The sequence below is a fragment of the Nocardiopsis oceani genome, assembly GCF_054777395.1.
The window spans coordinates 37926-52882 of the sequence record NZ_BAAHAR010000013.1 but is presented as its reverse complement, the minus strand read 5'-3'; the positions used below and the strand labels follow the sequence as shown (position 1 = coordinate 52882).

General features: G+C 71.1%; 15 protein-coding genes and 1 tRNA gene. 10 read left to right on the top strand and 6 right to left on the bottom strand.

Annotated features, from left to right (window positions below; all coding sequences use genetic code 11):
• Positions 1–56 precede the first annotated feature (56 nt).
• The 7 genes from ACYVDG_RS09555 to der all read left to right on the top strand — a co-directional run bounded on the left by ACYVDG_RS09555 (position 57) and on the right by der (position 7186).
• On the top strand, positions 57–920 hold the full coding sequence (locus tag ACYVDG_RS09555) for a segregation and condensation protein A (RefSeq protein ID WP_460748440.1): 864 nt from the start codon (positions 57–59) through the stop codon (positions 918–920).
• Complete coding sequence (gene scpB / locus ACYVDG_RS09550; protein ID WP_460748437.1) at positions 920–1510, top strand: SMC-Scp complex subunit ScpB; 591 nt, start codon at positions 920–922, stop codon at positions 1508–1510. The genes ACYVDG_RS09555 and scpB overlap by 1 nt, the downstream gene beginning before the upstream one ends.
• Positions 1497–3068 (top strand): pseudouridine synthase, encoded by a 1572-nt coding sequence (locus tag ACYVDG_RS09545; protein ID WP_460748434.1) that lies wholly within the window; start codon positions 1497–1499, stop codon positions 3066–3068. The genes scpB and ACYVDG_RS09545 overlap by 14 nt, the downstream gene beginning before the upstream one ends.
• 109 nt (positions 3069–3177) lie before the next feature.
• On the top strand, positions 3178–3540 hold the full coding sequence (gene aroH / locus ACYVDG_RS09540; protein WP_460748431.1) for a chorismate mutase: 363 nt from the start codon (positions 3178–3180) through the stop codon (positions 3538–3540).
• Between the two features lie 68 nt (positions 3541–3608).
• Entirely contained in the window at positions 3609–4784 is a 1176-nt protein-coding gene (locus ACYVDG_RS09535) for a prephenate dehydrogenase (protein WP_460748428.1), read from the top strand.
• 78 nt (positions 4785–4862) lie between these two features.
• Complete coding sequence (gene cmk, locus ACYVDG_RS09530) at positions 4863–5567, top strand: (d)CMP kinase (RefSeq protein ID WP_460748425.1); 705 nt, start codon at positions 4863–4865, stop codon at positions 5565–5567.
• Between the two features lie 188 nt (positions 5568–5755).
• Positions 5756–7186, top strand: coding sequence for a ribosome biogenesis GTPase Der (der, locus tag ACYVDG_RS09525; RefSeq protein WP_460748423.1), 1431 nt, complete (start codon positions 5756–5758; stop codon positions 7184–7186).
• A 73-nt stretch (positions 7187–7259) separates the two neighbouring features.
• Here the strand turns inward: der and ACYVDG_RS09520 are convergent, their stop codons facing one another.
• Entirely contained in the window at positions 7260–8420 is a 1161-nt protein-coding gene (locus tag ACYVDG_RS09520; protein ID WP_460748420.1) for a DUF418 domain-containing protein, read from the bottom strand.
• Between the two features lie 135 nt (positions 8421–8555).
• Between ACYVDG_RS09520 and ACYVDG_RS09515 the strand changes: the two genes are divergently transcribed.
• Positions 8556–8879 carry an AbrB/MazE/SpoVT family DNA-binding domain-containing protein gene (locus tag ACYVDG_RS09515; protein ID WP_460748417.1) on the top strand — a complete coding sequence of 108 codons (324 nt, stop codon included), beginning with the start codon at positions 8556–8558 and terminating at the stop codon, positions 8877–8879.
• Between the two features lie 78 nt (positions 8880–8957).
• On the opposite strand, the gene ACYVDG_RS09510 is transcribed toward ACYVDG_RS09515, so the two are convergent.
• Positions 8958–10316 carry an MFS transporter gene (locus ACYVDG_RS09510; protein ID WP_460748414.1) on the bottom strand — a complete coding sequence of 453 codons (1359 nt, stop codon included), beginning with the start codon at positions 10314–10316 and terminating at the stop codon, positions 8958–8960.
• A gap of 99 nt (positions 10317–10415) precedes the next feature.
• On the opposite strand from ACYVDG_RS09510, the gene ACYVDG_RS09505 reads away from it, so the two are divergent.
• Entirely contained in the window at positions 10416–10913 is a 498-nt protein-coding gene (locus ACYVDG_RS09505) for a 2-thiouracil desulfurase family protein (RefSeq protein WP_460748411.1), read from the top strand.
• Positions 10914–11021: 108 nt separating this feature from the next.
• Here ACYVDG_RS09505 and ACYVDG_RS09500 read toward each other — a convergent pair whose 3' ends face one another.
• The 3 genes from ACYVDG_RS09500 to ACYVDG_RS09490 are packed head-to-tail and all read right to left on the bottom strand — an operon-like array spanning position 11022 to position 13167.
• On the bottom strand, positions 11022–11582 hold the full coding sequence (locus ACYVDG_RS09500; RefSeq protein WP_460748408.1) for a dihydrofolate reductase family protein: 561 nt from the start codon (positions 11580–11582) through the stop codon (positions 11022–11024).
• A 50-nt stretch (positions 11583–11632) separates the two neighbouring features.
• The gene (locus ACYVDG_RS09495) at positions 11633–12214 is read right to left on the bottom strand and encodes a dihydrofolate reductase family protein (RefSeq protein ID WP_460748404.1); all 582 of its coding nucleotides are present in this window, start codon (positions 12212–12214) and stop codon (positions 11633–11635) included.
• A complete protein-coding gene (locus tag ACYVDG_RS09490; RefSeq protein ID WP_460748400.1) occupies positions 12211–13167 on the bottom strand; it encodes a helix-turn-helix domain-containing protein in 957 nt (318 codons plus the stop codon). Before ACYVDG_RS09490 ends, ACYVDG_RS09495 begins: the two co-directional genes overlap by 4 nt.
• Positions 13168–13311: 144 nt before the next feature.
• Between ACYVDG_RS09490 and ACYVDG_RS09485 the strand changes: the two genes are divergently transcribed.
• Positions 13312–13385, top strand: a tRNA-Pro gene (locus ACYVDG_RS09485).
• An 81-nt stretch (positions 13386–13466) separates the two neighbouring features.
• Here the strand turns inward: ACYVDG_RS09485 and ACYVDG_RS09480 are convergent.
• Entirely contained in the window at positions 13467–14534 is a 1068-nt protein-coding gene (locus ACYVDG_RS09480; RefSeq protein ID WP_460748398.1) for a DUF2157 domain-containing protein, read from the bottom strand.
• Positions 14535–14957 lie beyond the last annotated feature (423 nt).

Genomic DNA, 14957 nt, shown 5'->3' with positions numbered 1-14957 from the left:
GGCGGGTCCCCGCCGGTGACACCCTTGTGTGATGATGAAGAAGACGTGGGCCCGCCATGGTGACTGACCGGGAAGGGAAACCTCCGTCGGCGGAGGACGCCGACGAGGTCGACGAGAACGCCTTCCAGGTGCACCTGGACAATTTCGAGGGCCCGTTCGACCTGCTCCTCGGGCTGATCTCCAAGCACAAGCTGGACATCACCGAGGTCGCGTTGTCGCAGGTCACCGACGAGTTCATCGCGCACATCCGCGCGCACGGCGAGGGTTGGGACCTGGACCAGGCCAGCAACTTCCTGCTGGTGGCGGCCACCTTGCTCGACCTGAAGGCGGCCAGGCTGCTGCCGCGCGGCGACGTGGAGGACGAGGCGGACCTGGCGCTGTTGGAGGCCCGCGACCTGCTGTTCGCCCGCCTGCTCCAGTACCGGGCGTACAAAGAGGTCGCCTCGTTCATGCGGGAACGGCTGGCCTCCCAGGGGCGCCGGTACCCTCGCGCGGTGCCGCTGGAGGACCGGTTCGCCGGCATGCGCCCGGACGTGCTGTTCAAGCTCGGACCGCAGGAGTTCGCGGCGCTCGCCGGGCAGGTGTTCACCCCAAAGGAGCCGCCCAGTGTCCCGGTCACGCACATCCACCTCACCAAGACCTCCGTCAAGGAGCAGGGCGAACTGATGGCGGCCGAGCTGCGCGAGAGCGGGCAGTTGACGTTCGCGCAGCTGACGGTCGAGTGCACCGGTACCTTCGAGATCGTCGCCCGGTTCCTGGCGCTGTTGGAGCTGTACCGTGCCTCCAGCGTGAAGTTCGACCAGCCCGAGCCGCTGGCTGAGCTGACCGTCACCTGGACCGGCGGTGAAGAAGAGATCCAGCTGGAGTCCGACTACGACGAGGCGGCCCAGCCCGCCGAAACAACACCGGGGGAGCCTTGATGACCGCGGAGCACACCGCCAGCGCGGGAGGGGCCGACCTCCCGTCCACCCTGCGCCGTGACCTGGAAGCGGTGCTGATGGTGGTCGACCAGCCGGTCTCGGACTACGACCTGGCCCGCGCGATGGACGTACCGCTGGATACGGTCACCCGCACCCTGGAGGAGCTCTCCCGGGAATACACTGAACAGGGTCGTGGTTTCGACCTACGGGCGGTGGCAGAGGGCTGGCGTGTGTACACGCGGCCCGAATGCGCCGAGATCGTCGAGCACTTCCTCAAGGAAGGGCAGGAGGTGCGGCTCACCCAGGCCGCACTCGAGACGATGGCTGTCGTGGCCTACCGCCAACCGGTCTCACGTGGCAGGGTCTCCGCTGTTCGCGGGGTGAACTGCGACGGGGTCATGCGTACCCTCGTACTGAGGGGCCTGATCGAAGAGGCTGGACACGACTCCGAGTCCGGTGCGCTGCTGTATCGGACCACTTCCTATTTCCTGGAGCGGCTGGGCCTGCGCGGCCTCGACGAGCTGCCTGATCTGGCGCCGTTCCTCCCCGACGACATCGAAGGTCTTGACGACACCGGTGAGCACACCTAAAAACGAGCGTTCCCGCGGTGAGCGGGACGGATACGCCCCGCGCGGTGAGCGCGGCGACTATGACAACCGCGGCGGCCGAGGCCGCCGCCAGGACGACCGAGGCCGAGACGACCGCCGTGACGGCGGACGCAGGGGCGGGGACGACCGCCGTCCCCACGGGCGCGATGACCGTCGTGACGGGCGTCGTGATGACGACCGGGGCCGCGGTGGTTACCGGGGCCGTGACGACAAGCGCGGCCGGGACGACCGCCGGGATGACCGCCGTGGTGGTGGCCGGTTCGAGCGCGATGACCGCCGTCCCCACGGGCGCGACGACCGTCGTCCCCATGGACGTGATGACCGTCGTGACGGGCGTCGTGATGACGACCGGGGCCGCGGTGGTTACCGGGGCCGTGACGACAAGCGCGGCCGGGACGACCGCCGGGATGACCGCCGTGGTGGTGGCCGGTTCGAGCGCGATGACCGCCGTCCCCACGGGCGCGACGACCGCCGTCCCCACGGGCGCGACGACCGTCGTCCCCATGGACGTGATGACCGTCGTGACGGGCGTCGTGATGACGACCGGGGCCGCGGCGGCTACCGGGGTCGCGACGACAAGCGCGGCCGGGACAACCGTCGCGACAACAATCGGCGTGACGACCGTGACCGCCGCGACCAGCGCCACGGGCAGCGCCCGGTGCGGCGCGGCCACGCCGCCCCCGCTGGCGGCGGAAAGAGCGAGAACCAGCTCTCCAAGGCGGCCCGCGAGCGGCTCAACGCGCTGCGCGCGGACTACGACCCGCGTGACGAGGACCGCCGCAGCGGCGAGCCCCGTGACACCTACACGGACGTGCAGGACGGCATCCGGCTCCAGAAGGCGCTGGCCGCGGCCGGTGTCGCCAGCCGCCGGGCCAGTGAGGAGATGATCGCGGCCGGCCGGGTGAGTGTGGACGGCCAGATCGTGCGGCGCTTCGGCGCGCGCGTGGACCCGGAGGTCTCCGAGATCCGCGTCGACGACATGCGCGTGGTCACCGCTCCGGACAAGCTGTACTTCGCGCTGAACAAGCCGCGGGGTGTCGTCAGCACCATGTGGGACCCGCAGGGGCGCCCCAACCTGGCCGACTACGCCGGTCAGACCGCGGAGCGCATCTTCCACGTGGGCCGACTGGACACCGAGACCGAGGGTCTCATCCTGCTGACCAACGACGGTGACCTCGCCAACCGGCTCACGCACCCGCGCTACAAGGTCGTCAAGACCTACGTCGCGAAGGTGCCGGGGCCGGTGCCGCAGCGTGTGGTGCGCCAGATCCAGAAGGGTGTGGAGCTGGAGGACGGTCCGGTCCGGGTCGACTCCTTCCGCGTGGTCGACAACGACGACACCCAGGCGATGGTGGAGATCCGCCTGCACGAGGGGCGCAAGCACATCGTGCGCCGCCTCATGGAGGCTGTGGGCCACCCGATCGCGGACTTGGCGCGTACCCAGGTCGGTCCCATCGACCTCAACACCCTGAGGTTGGGCACGATGCGGGCGTTGAGCTCGCGTGAGGTCGGCGAGCTGTACAAGACCGCGGGCCTGTAACCACGGGGTCTGTCGATACAGTTGACGGCGGTCACACCCTGCGGGGCGTGGCCGCCGTCTCCCTTTTCCCGGGGACGGTCCGGATGACGAAGACAAGGCGGGGACGAACGTGGCGGTACGGGCCATTCGTGGAGCGGTGCAGGTCGACGCGGACGAACGCGAGCAGGTGCTGGAGGCCACGGCCGAGCTGGTCTCCGAGGTGATGCGGCGCAACGAGCTCACCCCGGACGACGTGATCAGCGTGGTGTTCACCGCCACGCCTGACCTGACCAGTGAGTTTCCCGCGCTGGCGGCGCGCAAGCTGGGGTTCGCCGACGTCCCGCTGATGTGTGCCTCCGAGATCGACGTCGCGCACGCCCTGCCCCGGGTGGTGCGGCTCATGGCGCACGTGGACACCGACCGTCCCCGCTCCGAGGTCCAGCACGTCTACCTGCGCGGAGCCCAGGCGCTGCGCTTGGACATCGCGCAGTAGCCAAGGGGCCGTCCGGACCGGGTGGCCGTAAGCTGGGAGTCCGGGAACGTGCCAGAGGCGGGGGAGCAGTGAGCAGCAGCAGCGACGGGGCGGCCGCAGAGGCGCGTGGGGTGGAACTGCGCCGGGTCACGGTGGTGGGCACCGGCCTGATCGGTACGTCGATCGCGCTGGCCCTGCGCGCCCGCGACGTCGACGTCACCCTCGCCGACCCCGACCCCGCTTCGCTGCGCTTGGCCAGCGACCTCGGTGCCGGGCGCCCCCTGGACGGGGCCGAGGAGAGCGCACCGGCCGACGTCGCGGTGATCGCCGCGCCGCCCGCCGTCATCCCGGCGGTGCTGCGCGACGCCCAGAACCGCGGCCTGGCGCAGGTGTACACCGACGCGGCCAGCGTCAAGGCGAGCGTGCTGGACGAGGCCGAGCGGCTCGGATGCGACATGGCGACCTTCGTGCCCGGCCACCCCATGGGCGGCCGGGAGAAGCACGGCCCGGGCGCCGCCCGCGCCGACCTGTTCCTGGGCCGGTCCTGGGCGCTGTGCCCCACGGGCAAGGCCGACCCCGGCTCCGTCGCGGCGGTGACCGAGCTGGCCCGCCTGTGCGGCGCGGACCCGCTGGTGTTGGCGGCCGAGGCGCACGACCGGGCCGTGGCGCTGGTCTCGCACGCCCCGCACGTGGCGTCCTCGGCGGTGGCCGCGCGGTTGCTGGGCGGCGACGAAGCGGCGCTGACCCTGGCCGGGCAGGGCGTGCGCGATGTCACCCGGGTGGCCGGGGGAGACCCGGCTATGTGGACCGAGATCCTCACGCACAACGCGGCTCCGGTGGCCGACGTGCTGCGGGAGATGGCCGCCGACCTGGCCGCCACGGCTGAGGCGCTGCGCACTCTCCCCGGAGCCGGCACCGACTCCGGTTCCGACAACGACACCGCCGACGCGGACGGCGGCATCGAGCCGGTCCGCGACCTGCTGGCCCGCGGGCGTTCGGGGCAGGGCAGGATCCCCGGCAAGCACGGTTCGCAGCGCCGCCCCGCCTACACGGTCATCCCCGTGGTCATCCCGGACGAGCCCGGTGCGCTGGGCCGCCTGTTCGCGGCGGCCGCCACGGCGGGCGTCAACATCGAGGACGTGCGGATCGAGCACTCACCGGGCCTTCCCCTGGGTGTGGCCGAGCTGTACGTGCTGCCCGAGTCCGTGGAGACCCTCGCCGCCGCCCTGTCGGCGGGCGGTTGGTCCGTGCACCCGGGGGTCTGAGCGTGGCGTCGCGGCGCTGCGGCGAAGGTAGGCTGGGGCGTTGGCAGTAGTACACGGTTTTTCGGGGAGTCAGCACCAGTGAGCGCGCAGGGCACGGGAATCGTCATCGCCATCGACGGTCCCTCCGGGTCGGGCAAGTCGAGCACGGCCAAAGGTGTCGCCAAGGTGCGCGAGCTGCGCTACCTCGACACCGGGGCCATGTACCGGGCCCTCACCTGGTGGATGCTGGACCACGGGATCGACGTGCACGACGCCGCGGCCGTCGCGGCCAACGTCGGGCGTCCCGTCATCGCCATGGGTACCGACCCGTCCGCTCCCACCGTGGCCGTGGACGGTCGTGACGTGGCCGCCGAGATCCGCGGCAAGGAGGTCACCACCAACGTCAGCGCCGTTTCGGCCGTCCCCGAGGCCCGCGCGCTCTTGGTGCGGACCCAGCGCGAGGTCATCGAGGCCGCCCGGACCGAGTCCGCCGGCATCGTGGTCGAGGGCCGCGACATCACGACCGTCGTCGCCCCCGAGGCCCCGGTCAAACTGTTCATCACGGCCAGCGCGCAGGCGCGTGCCCAGCGCCGCAGCAAGGAGGTCCGGGCCAGCGACATCGCCGCGACCCAGGCCGACCTGGCGCGCCGCGACAAGCTGGACTCCAGCCGGGCGGACTCGCCCCTGACGCAGACCGCCGACGCCACCGAGCTCGACACCACCGGTCTGACCCTGGACGAGGTCATCGCCCTGGTCGTCGGCCTGGCCGACGAGGCGCGGGTCGCGGTCACCGAGGCCCAGTAACCCCTCGGGCAGCAGGACCCCCGTCAGGGGGGAACACACGAACATCCGCGGGGGTTTCACCCTCGTGGCAGGAAGCGGAACCCCTCAGCGGTATCCGTTGATTCACGTGGCGATCGCGTCGAATCCTTTCGCATCCTCGCGGCACGCATCCTGGGCGCGTGGGGACCTAGAACCGGGAGACAGAGAACATGAGTGACTTCGACGTGTCCGACGTGGGACACGAGCCCGAGGGCGAGGACGCGGTACAGCCCGTCGTCGCCGTCGTCGGCCGTCCCAACGTCGGCAAGTCCAGCCTGGTCAACCGGATCATCGGCCGACGTGAGGCCGTGGTCGAGGACGTTCCGGGCGTGACCCGCGACCGGGTCGCCTACGACGCCGAGTGGCAGAACAACGAGTTCACCCTGGTGGACACCGGGGGTTGGGAGACCAGTGTCAGCGGTCTCGCCGCGATGGTCGCCCACCAGGCCGAGTACGCGGCGCAGACCGCCGACGTGGTCCTGTTCGTGGTCGACGCGACCGTGGGCATCACCGACGCCGACGCCGCCGTCACCCGGGTGCTGCGCTCCACCAAGAAGCCCGTGGTGCTGGCGGCCAACAAGGTCGACGGCGAGAAGCAGGAGGCCGACGCGCTCGACCTGTGGAACCTCGGTGTGGGCCAGCCCTTCCCGATCAGCGCCCTGCACGGCCGCGGTACCGGCGACATGCTCGACGCCATCGTGGAGGCCTTCCCGGAGACGCCCTCGGGCGAGGCCGAGTCCGACGAGGACGGTCCGCCCCGGATCGCCCTGCTGGGCCGTCCCAACGTGGGCAAGTCCAGCCTCCTGAACCGGCTCGCCGGTGAGGACCGGGTGGTCGTGGACGCGGTCGCGGGTACCACCCGTGACGCGGTCGACGAACTCATCGAGCTGGGCGGCCAGACCTGGAAGTTCATCGACACCGCCGGTATCCGGCGGCGGTTCCGCGCTCTGCAGGGCGCCGACTACTACGCGACCATGCGCACCGGCAGTGCCCTGAGCCGGGCCGAGGTGGCCGTGGTGCTGATGGACGTCAGCGAGCCCCTCGCCGAGCAGGACATCCGGGTCGTGGAGCAGGTCGTGGAGTCCGGCCGCGGGCTTGTCCTGGCGTTCAACAAGTGGGACATCCTCGACGAGGAGCGCCGGATCTACCTGGAGAAGGAGATCGACCGCCAGCTGTCCCGCGTCTCCTGGGCGCCTCGGGTGAACATCTCCGCGGCGACCGGCCGTCACATGGAGCGGCTCGTCCCCGCGATCGAGACCAGTCTGGCCGGCTGGAACCAGCGCATCTCGACGGGTCAGCTCAACAACTGGCTCAAGGAGATCGTGGCCGCCACCCCGCCGCCGGTGCGCGGCGGCAAGCAGCCCAAGATCCTGTTCGCGACGCAGGCCGGTTCGCGTCCGCCGCACTTCATCCTGTTCACCACCGGTTTCCTCGAGGAGAACTACCGCCGGTTCCTCGAGCGCCGGCTGCGTGAGGACTTCGGTTTCGAGGGCTCTCCGGTGAGCCTCAGCATGCGGATCCGGGAGAAGAAGGGCGCTCCGGGCCGCGCTTCGAAGGGCAGTGTGCGTCCCGACCGCAGGCAGGGCGGCCGCCGCCGCTGACCGGCGGAACGGCAACTGAGGAGGGCTCACCGGATCCGGGGAGCCCTCCTTTCCCATGTCCGGGCTCCGGCGCTCAGGGCGCGGCGGAGGCGCTCGTCCTCGACCGCGGCCGGACCGGTCCGACGAGTCGCCGCAGGAGGCTCTCGGCGGGGCCTCGGTAGCCCCCGCGACGCATCAGGTCGGCGGCCAGCACTGACACCATCCAGGTCGCGGTGGCCACCCCGAAGGCTCCGGCCAGACCCGTGCGGTCCTGCAGGCCCAGGGCGAGCGGGGAGAAGACCGCCATGAACGCGATGCTCTGGACCAGGTAGAACGTCAGCGAGCGCTGGCCCAGCGCTTGGACGGCGGTGGTGACGGGGCCGGGGGAGCGTGCTGCCCGGATCGCGACCAGCGCGATCACCCCGGCCATCCCGAAGCCGCCGAAGTACCCGGTCAGGGGTTGGAGCATGGCCGTGCCCCACACCGCGACCGCGGAGGCCTCCCACGCGCCGGTCTGGGCGAGGATCGACGGCAGGGCGCCGAGGGCGGACACCGCCATGGTGACCACGATGGCGCGCACCAGGAAGGTCCGGTTGCGTTCGGGCTCCTCCAGGAGGCGGCGCCGGGCCGCCCACATGCCCGCGATCACCCCCGGCACCACCAGGACCGTCGCGATGAACATCCCGACCGGCGTGAACGGCAGCCGTTCGAGGTGGAGCGCGCCGGGGTCCGCCCCGACCGGCACGGCCAGGCTGCCGATGTCGAAGGTGGACACCCCGCTGGTCAGGGCCAGCCCCAGAGGTACACCGGAGAGCAGGGTCCCGGGGATCAGGGTGAGGCCGCCGAGCCACAGCAGGGTGCGGTTCCGCGCGCGCAGCAGCCCCACGAGCAGGAGTGACGCCAGGCCGTAGGCGGCGAGGATGTCGATGGGCACCAGCAGGGTGTGCACGAGGCCGAAGACGACGAGCCACCCGCCCCGGCGGCGCAGCATGGAGCGGACGTCCGCGGGCTCCGCCCCGCGGGCGGTCCGCCGGTCCAGCATCTGCACCAGGGCGTAACCGAACAGGAACGCGAACATCGGCCGGGCGTGGTTGCCGACGAACAGTTCGTGGACGGCCAGGGAGACCTGGTTGGCCAGGGCGGGGCCGTGGTCGACCGCCAGGACGAACAGCGGGGCGTGGGCGAAGGCGATGGCCAGCAGCATGGCGCCCCTGGCCAAGTCAGGGGCGAGCGATCGCGGCACGTTGGTGGTCACTGGGCCTCCTCAGCGGACGATTGCTCACATGATATGACATGCAAATCATGTAATGCGTGTGTCCGTCCATGGCCGGAACCGGACATGATCTGCTTGATACGCTGTGTAAAACATGCGCGAGAAGGTGGAGTCCAGATGGCTGACGAGGCGGACGGCACGCCCTACGGCCCCGGGGGTCGGGGTTTCTACGGTGCGGTGACGGTCAGTGAGCGGGGCCAGATATCACTCCCGGCCAAGGCCCGCCGCGACCTGGGCATCTCACCCGGTGACAAGCTTCTTGTCCTGGGCGATCCCGCGCAGGGTCTGGCCCTCATGACGGTCGACCGGCTCCTGGGCAACATGGACCTCTCCCCGGTCCTGAAGTCCGCGGTGCGGGACCAGATGGGCGAGGCGGGGGAGCAGTCCGGTCCCGAGGGACCCGGCGGCGACGCCGACAGGTCCGGCGGAAAGTCCGCCTGAGGTCCTCTCCAGACACGCGTCAAAGGGCGCCCCGCCGTGGTGCGGGGCGCCCCAGCGCGTAGTGGGTCGGCTCTGCGGTCAGGCTCCACGGGGGACGGGGATGGCCGGGGCGCCGGGAAGCGGCTGGTTCGCGCTCTCCCGCATCCGCCAGACCACCACCACGCCCACGACGCCGGAGAGGATCAGTAGCCAGGCGGGTGCGTACAGGCTGCCGGTGGACTGCACCAGCGACTCGGCGACCAGCGGGGTGGTGCCGCCGAACAGCGCCACCGACACGTTGAAGCTGATGGCCAGGGCGCCGTAGCGGACCTTGGTGGGGAAGAACGCCGGCAGCGCGGAGGGCGCGCTGCCGGAGAAGTGCACCAAGGTGACGGCGAGGACCACCACGCCGAAGGCGACCGCCCACAGGCTCCCCTGCTGCATCAGCCAGAAGGCGGGCAGGGACAGCACGATCGCGAACAGGCTTCCGGAGAGCAGCACGGGCCTGCGGCCCACCCGGTCGCTGAGGCGCCCGAACAGCGTCACCGTCGCCAGCATGAACACCATGGCCGACAGGGCCAGGGTCAGTCCCATCGCGGAGCTGTAGCCCAGCTCGGCCTCCAAGTAGGTGGGGATGTAGGCGGTGACCATGTAGTTGTTGACGTTGAAGGCCAGGACCAGTCCGATGCAGAGCAGGATCGGGCGCCACTGGCCGACGACGGTCTCGCGGAGCTGGCCCTTGCGGCGTGCGCCCTGTGAGTCCTTGGCGAAGCCGTCGGTGTTCTCGTTGAAGACCGGGGTGTCCTCCAGCTTGAGCCGCAGGTAGAGGCCGATCGCGCCGAGCGGCAGGGCGAGCAGGAACGGGATGCGCCAGCCCCAGTCCTGCATGGCCTCGGTGCCCAGGGCCAGGGTCATCAGGGTGACGATGGCGGCGCCGCCGACGTAGCCGCTGACCGTGCCGAACTCCAGCCAGGAGGCCAGGAAGCCGCGCCGCCGGTCCGGCGCGTACTCGGCGATGAACGTCGTGGCCCCGCCGTACTCGCCGCCGGTGGAGAAGCCCTGGAGCATGCGGGCGACCAGGAGCAGGATCGGGGCGGCGATACCGATGGTGGCGGCCGAGGGGATGAGCCCGATCGAGAACGTGCTGACCGCCATGAGCAGCATGGTGAAGGCGAGCACCTGCTTGCGGCCGATGCGGTCGCCGAGGGGGCCGAAGAACATGCCGCCGAGCGGGCGGACCAGGAAGGCCGCGGCGAACGTGGTGAAGGTGGCGATGAGCTGGACGGCCGACGACTGGGACGGGTAGAAGACCAGGCCGATGGTGACGGCCAGGTAGCTGTAGACGCCGAAGTCGTACCACTCGGTCGCGTTGCCGATGGCGGCGGCGGTGACGGCCTTGCGTGTGGTCCTGTGCTCGGTCTTCAAGGCCCGCGGGCCCTCGGGCGGTTGCTCGCTCACGTCTCTCCCTCTGCGAAATCACCTGAAGTACACAGATAAGCACTTCGAGTGAGCAAGCTGTGGGATGTGGACGTGTAGCCCCGGCGGTAGCGTGGTCGCATGCGCAAAGTGCTGGTCAGTGCCTGCCTGATGGGGCGCAGGGTCCGCTACGACGGCCGGGCCAAGCCGGTGGGGGACGACACGGTCGCCCGCTGGCGGGAGGAGGGCCGCTTGGTCGTGCACTGCCCCGAGGTCGCCGGCGGACTGCCGGTGCCCCGGCCGCCCGCTGAGATCGAGCCGGGCGCCGGCGCCGCTGACGTGCTGGCCGGGCGGGCCCGCATCCTCACCCCCGCGGGCGCGGACGTGACCGACCACTTCGTCTCCGGAGCCCGGTCCGCGCTGGCCACCGCACAGTTCAACGGGGTGGTGATGGCCCTGTTCAAGGAGTCCAGCCCGTCCTGCGGCCTCCACGAGGTCTACGACGGAACCTTCAAGGGCCGCAAGGTGCCGGGCGAGGGCGTGACCGCGCACCTGCTCCGCGAGCACGGCATCGACGTGTTCACCGAGAACGAGGTCGCCGAGGCTGCGGAGCGGATGGGAGTTCTGGAGGCGGGATGAGGGTCCCGGGCAGGCCCGCGGAGGCGGTGCGGGACGTCGCCGTGGTGGCGGTGCGGGACGCCGCCGTGGTGGCGGCGCCCCTGTAGCCGTCCCCGTCGGGGGCGCTTCTCAGGCCTTGACGACCTCGTAGTTGAGGCAGGCGAAAGCGCCCACGAGCTTGGCCTCCAAGGGGCGGAGTTGGACCCGCCCGTCGAGCAGGGGAGCCCCGCCGCCCAGGCTGACCGGCGCGATGGACACCCGCACCTCGTCCAGCAGGCCGAGCCGGGCCAGGTCAGCGGCGATCCGTCCGCCGCCGACCACCCAGATGTCGCGGCCGTCGGCGGTCTTGACCAGCTCCGAGTGCAGGTCGCGCAGTTCCTGGTCGGTGTCGGCACTGGCGAACCTGATGTCACCTTCGAGCCGGGGGATCTCCCGGTGGGTGAGCACCCAGGTGGGGGCCTCGTACGGCCAGGGTTTGTCTCCCTCGTAGCGGCGAATCCACTCGTAGGTGGTGGCCCCCATCACGATCGCGCCAGCGGCTTTGATGAACTCTTCGGTCGAGTCGATGGCCTCGCTGTCCGCTTCCCCGGACTGCGCGCCCTCCACTGCGAACAGCCAGTCCAGCGAGTATTCGGGGTCGGCGATGAACCCGTCCAGGCTGGTGGCGGTCTCGTAGACGGTCTTTCCCATGGTGTATCCCTCCGTGGCTCACGTAGTTCGTGACTGTTGCCGGGTCCGGATCAGGCCTTGACGACCTCGTAGTGGGTGGAAGCGAAGGGGCCTGTTCTGTGCACGTCCAGGAGTTTGAGCTTCACCCGCCCGTCCATGAGGGGTGCGCCCGCGCCCAGGGTGACCGGCGCGATGGTCGCGACGGCCTCGTCGAGCAGGTCGATCCGGGCCAGGTCCGCGGCGAGGTTGCCGCCGCCCACCAGCCACACGTTGCGCCCGTCGGCGGCCTTGACCCACTCCTTGTGCAGGTCGCGCAGTTCCTGGTCGGTGTCGGCGCTGGCGAAGCGGATGTCGCCGTCGAACCGGGGGAGTTCCCGGTGGGTGAGTACCCAGGAGGGGATCGAGTACGGCCAGGGCTCGTCGGGCATCTCCCGGTGGAGCCACTCGTAGGTGGTGGCGCCCATGACGACGGTCCCCGCCTGCGCCATGAACGTGTCGATCTCCTGCTCGGCCTCGCTTGCCCCGGGCTTCTCGCCGTCCCCGGCCTCCTCGCGGCCCTCTCTGTCCGCGGTGAACAGATATTCCAGTGAGTGGTCCTGGTCGGCGATGAACCCGTCCAGGCTGGTCGCGGTGTTGTAGATGGTCCTTCTCATCCCGTGCTCTTCCGTTCCTGCGGTGCATGGTGCCGGTGCTGCAGCCACTCCAGCGGGTCCCCGTGGCCCACTTCGACCCCCGCAGCGCGCAGCATGTGGCGGATGCTCTGCCTGCGGTGCGCGGAGTAGGTGAGGACATGCGCGATCACCCCGCCGAGCGCAAAGCTCTCCGGCGGGTCGCACAGGGCGTCGATGAGCCGGTCGCCCCATGCGCCGCGCCGCCCGATGTCGTCGACGGCGGCGAGCCAGCGCGCCCCGGCCGCCTCATTGCGGGCCCGGAGCGAGGCCGGATCGTCGGCCCCGCGCTCGGGCACGTCGGAGCCCTCGATCGAGGCGAGCCAGATCTCCTTGGTCCACACCAGGTGGTCCAGGGTGGCGGCGATCGACCCCTCCGGCCCGTCCCACGTCAGAACGGTCCGGTCGGGCTCCCGGACCCGTCGGAACTCCGCTTCGGGCAGGTCAGCGGCCATTCTGATGAGGAACGCGGTGTCGTCGACGTCGTGGTGGGTCTGCAGGGCGGTCAGGTCCATGCCGGGTCGGCTCCTCGGGTTCTCCTCCACCCACAGATGGAGGGGCGGGTGGAAGTGGACGCCGTTGGGCGCGGGCAGCCATCGGCCGCTGCCCGCCGTGGTGGCGCTGGGCGGATGGCCGAAAGCGCGGGTGAAGGCGCGCGTGAACCCCTCCACCGACTCGTATCCGGCCGCGAAGGCCGCGTCGGTGACGCTGGTGCCCTGCCCGATCTCCCAGGCGGCTCGCTCCAGCAGGACCCGGCGGCGCAGGGCCACCGGGGACTCGCCGGTGTCCCGGGACAGCATCCGGCTGAAGTGGAACGGAGAGGAGTGGGCCTGCCCTGCCATGTCGTCCAGGCGCGGGTTGGCCTCGTCCAGGACCGCGTCGATCAGTTCACGCAGGCGGTCACGCCCTGAGGGCGGTTCGGTGCTGGGGTCGGTCATGTGACCAGTATGTTCCCGGTGCCCTCCCCGCCGCTTGACCGTTCTTGCGCGGTTCGAAGCGCGGGATGCGTGGTGCGAGGGCCCCTGGGGATGCGATAGAGTCATCCCCGTTGGCGACGCCGGAGGCGGAGGTCGCTCAGCGGCCGGGACGTAGCGCAGTTTGGTAGCGCACTTGACTGGGGGTCAAGGGGTCGTGGGTTCAAATCCCGCCGTCCCGACAGAGGAGTTGCAGGTCATAGAGGGGTCCACCATCTGGTGGGCCTCTTTCTGCGTGCGTCCGCGAGGATCGACCGCGGGGGCTAAGGGTTGTCCGTTGCCTCGCGGGGGCGGGCCGGTTTCGCGGCGGCCCGGTGGCGTATCCGGATGCCCACCGCGCTGGCGATGAGTAGCACGGTGCCGGCGACGAGGAGGACACCGGCGGCCGAAACCTCTCCGCCGGTGAGCTCCCAGACGAGCCGCGGAACCGCGACCGTGGCAGCGAGCACGCCGAACACGAGCGCCGAGCCGGGGCCCCGCGCCGCCGAGCGCCAGAGCGCGAAGAGGGTGAACAGGACCGCCGTGACGGTGAGCTCGGCGACGTGGTTCACCGGCGTTTCCAGCATCAGGGCGCCCGTGTAGGCGGTTACCGCGCCGAGCCCGACCGCGGTCCCCTGCTCGCGCAGCACGCCCACCGCCGCGAGGGCCACCCCCACTGCACCGAGGAGGAGCAGACCCGCACCGGCCGCTGAGGACGCGATCTGCGACCCGGTCGAGGAGAAACCGCCCCCACTGTCCTGGCCTACGAACTCGTAGACCACCTCCTGGACCCCGAAACCGACGAGGAATGCGCTCATGCCCCAAACGGCCAGCAGTCCGGGCGCGGAGCGCAGCAACGCGTAGGCGGCCACGGCAACGGCCAGCCCGGCAGCGGATGCCCAGACGGGCGCGCTCGGTACGAACCCCGGGGGCAGCGCTTCCCCCGCGCCTTCGGCGACGGAGAAGGCCGCGGAGAGTGCCGCCAACGCGAACAGGGCACCGCCGATCCGGCGGCGGACCGGGGCCATCTCCGCCGACCGGCGCAGCAGTGCTGGGCCGCCGGCCATCCCGAACCCCGCGGCGGCGAGAACGGCGGCGACCACCGCGAGCAGCGTGATCCGGACCCCGGTGTCCAAGACGTCCCATGCGGTGGCCATGAACGTGCCCACGGCCGCCAGCACGAGCCCGCCGCCGACATAGCCCAGTACCTCCGCCCAGCGGCCCCTCGCCCCAGAGTGCCCCTCGGCCGCCTCCAACGCGGTGACGACCGCGTCGGCCTGCCCGCGGTCGATCACCCCTTGTTCGACCAGCCTGCCCAACGCCTCAGCGCGGGCCGCATCGCTAGCCCCCATCAGGCACCGCCTTCCCATCGCCTACGAACCGCCCTCTGCCGTCTGCCCGCGCCCGGCCCCGCGGTGCGGCTGCCTCGGCGCCTGGGGCCAGCGTCCCCCATCCCAACGCAGAACAGCCACGCTGTCCTGAGTAGGGGCACTCAGAGCGTCGCGCGGGGGCGGGTGGGGCTCCTGGTGCGAATACACCCGATCACCCCATTGTGTGGCCAGGTGGTGCGACCTAGACTGCCGCGCATGATCAAGCGCGCCCCGCACTGGATCGAAGGCAGTACCCCACCCCCGACCCCACTCCCACTCCCGCCCCCGACCCCACTCCCACCGGCGGCGCGCTGCTCCGGCGACGCCCCCGATCCAAGGTCGCGGTCGCCCGCGGCGCGGTCGGCAGCGCAACGCCGACCCCCTGGTGTGAGCCTTCGGGCCACG

Excerpts from the sequence above, each read along its gene's own strand:
- der (WP_460748423.1), top strand. The coding sequence starts at position 5,756 with ATGAGTGACTTCGACGTGTCCGACGTGGGACACGAGCCCGAGGGCGAG.
- ACYVDG_RS09480 (WP_460748398.1), bottom strand. The coding sequence starts at position 14,534 with ATGGGGGCTAGCGATGCGGCCCGCGCTGAGGCGTTGGGCAGGCTGGTC.
- ACYVDG_RS09495 (WP_460748404.1), bottom strand. The coding sequence starts at position 12,214 with ATGAGAAGGACCATCTACAACACCGCGACCAGCCTGGACGGGTTCATC.
- ACYVDG_RS09490 (WP_460748400.1), bottom strand. The coding sequence starts at position 13,167 with ATGACCGACCCCAGCACCGAACCGCCCTCAGGGCGTGACCGCCTGCGT.
- ACYVDG_RS09500 (WP_460748408.1), bottom strand. The coding sequence starts at position 11,582 with ATGGGAAAGACCGTCTACGAGACCGCCACCAGCCTGGACGGGTTCATC.
- ACYVDG_RS09515 (WP_460748417.1), top strand. The coding sequence starts at position 8,556 with ATGGCTGACGAGGCGGACGGCACGCCCTACGGCCCCGGGGGTCGGGGT.
- ACYVDG_RS09505 (WP_460748411.1), top strand. The coding sequence starts at position 10,416 with ATGCGCAAAGTGCTGGTCAGTGCCTGCCTGATGGGGCGCAGGGTCCGC.
- ACYVDG_RS09555 (WP_460748440.1), top strand. The coding sequence starts at position 57 with ATGGTGACTGACCGGGAAGGGAAACCTCCGTCGGCGGAGGACGCCGAC.
- scpB (WP_460748437.1), top strand. The coding sequence starts at position 920 with ATGACCGCGGAGCACACCGCCAGCGCGGGAGGGGCCGACCTCCCGTCC.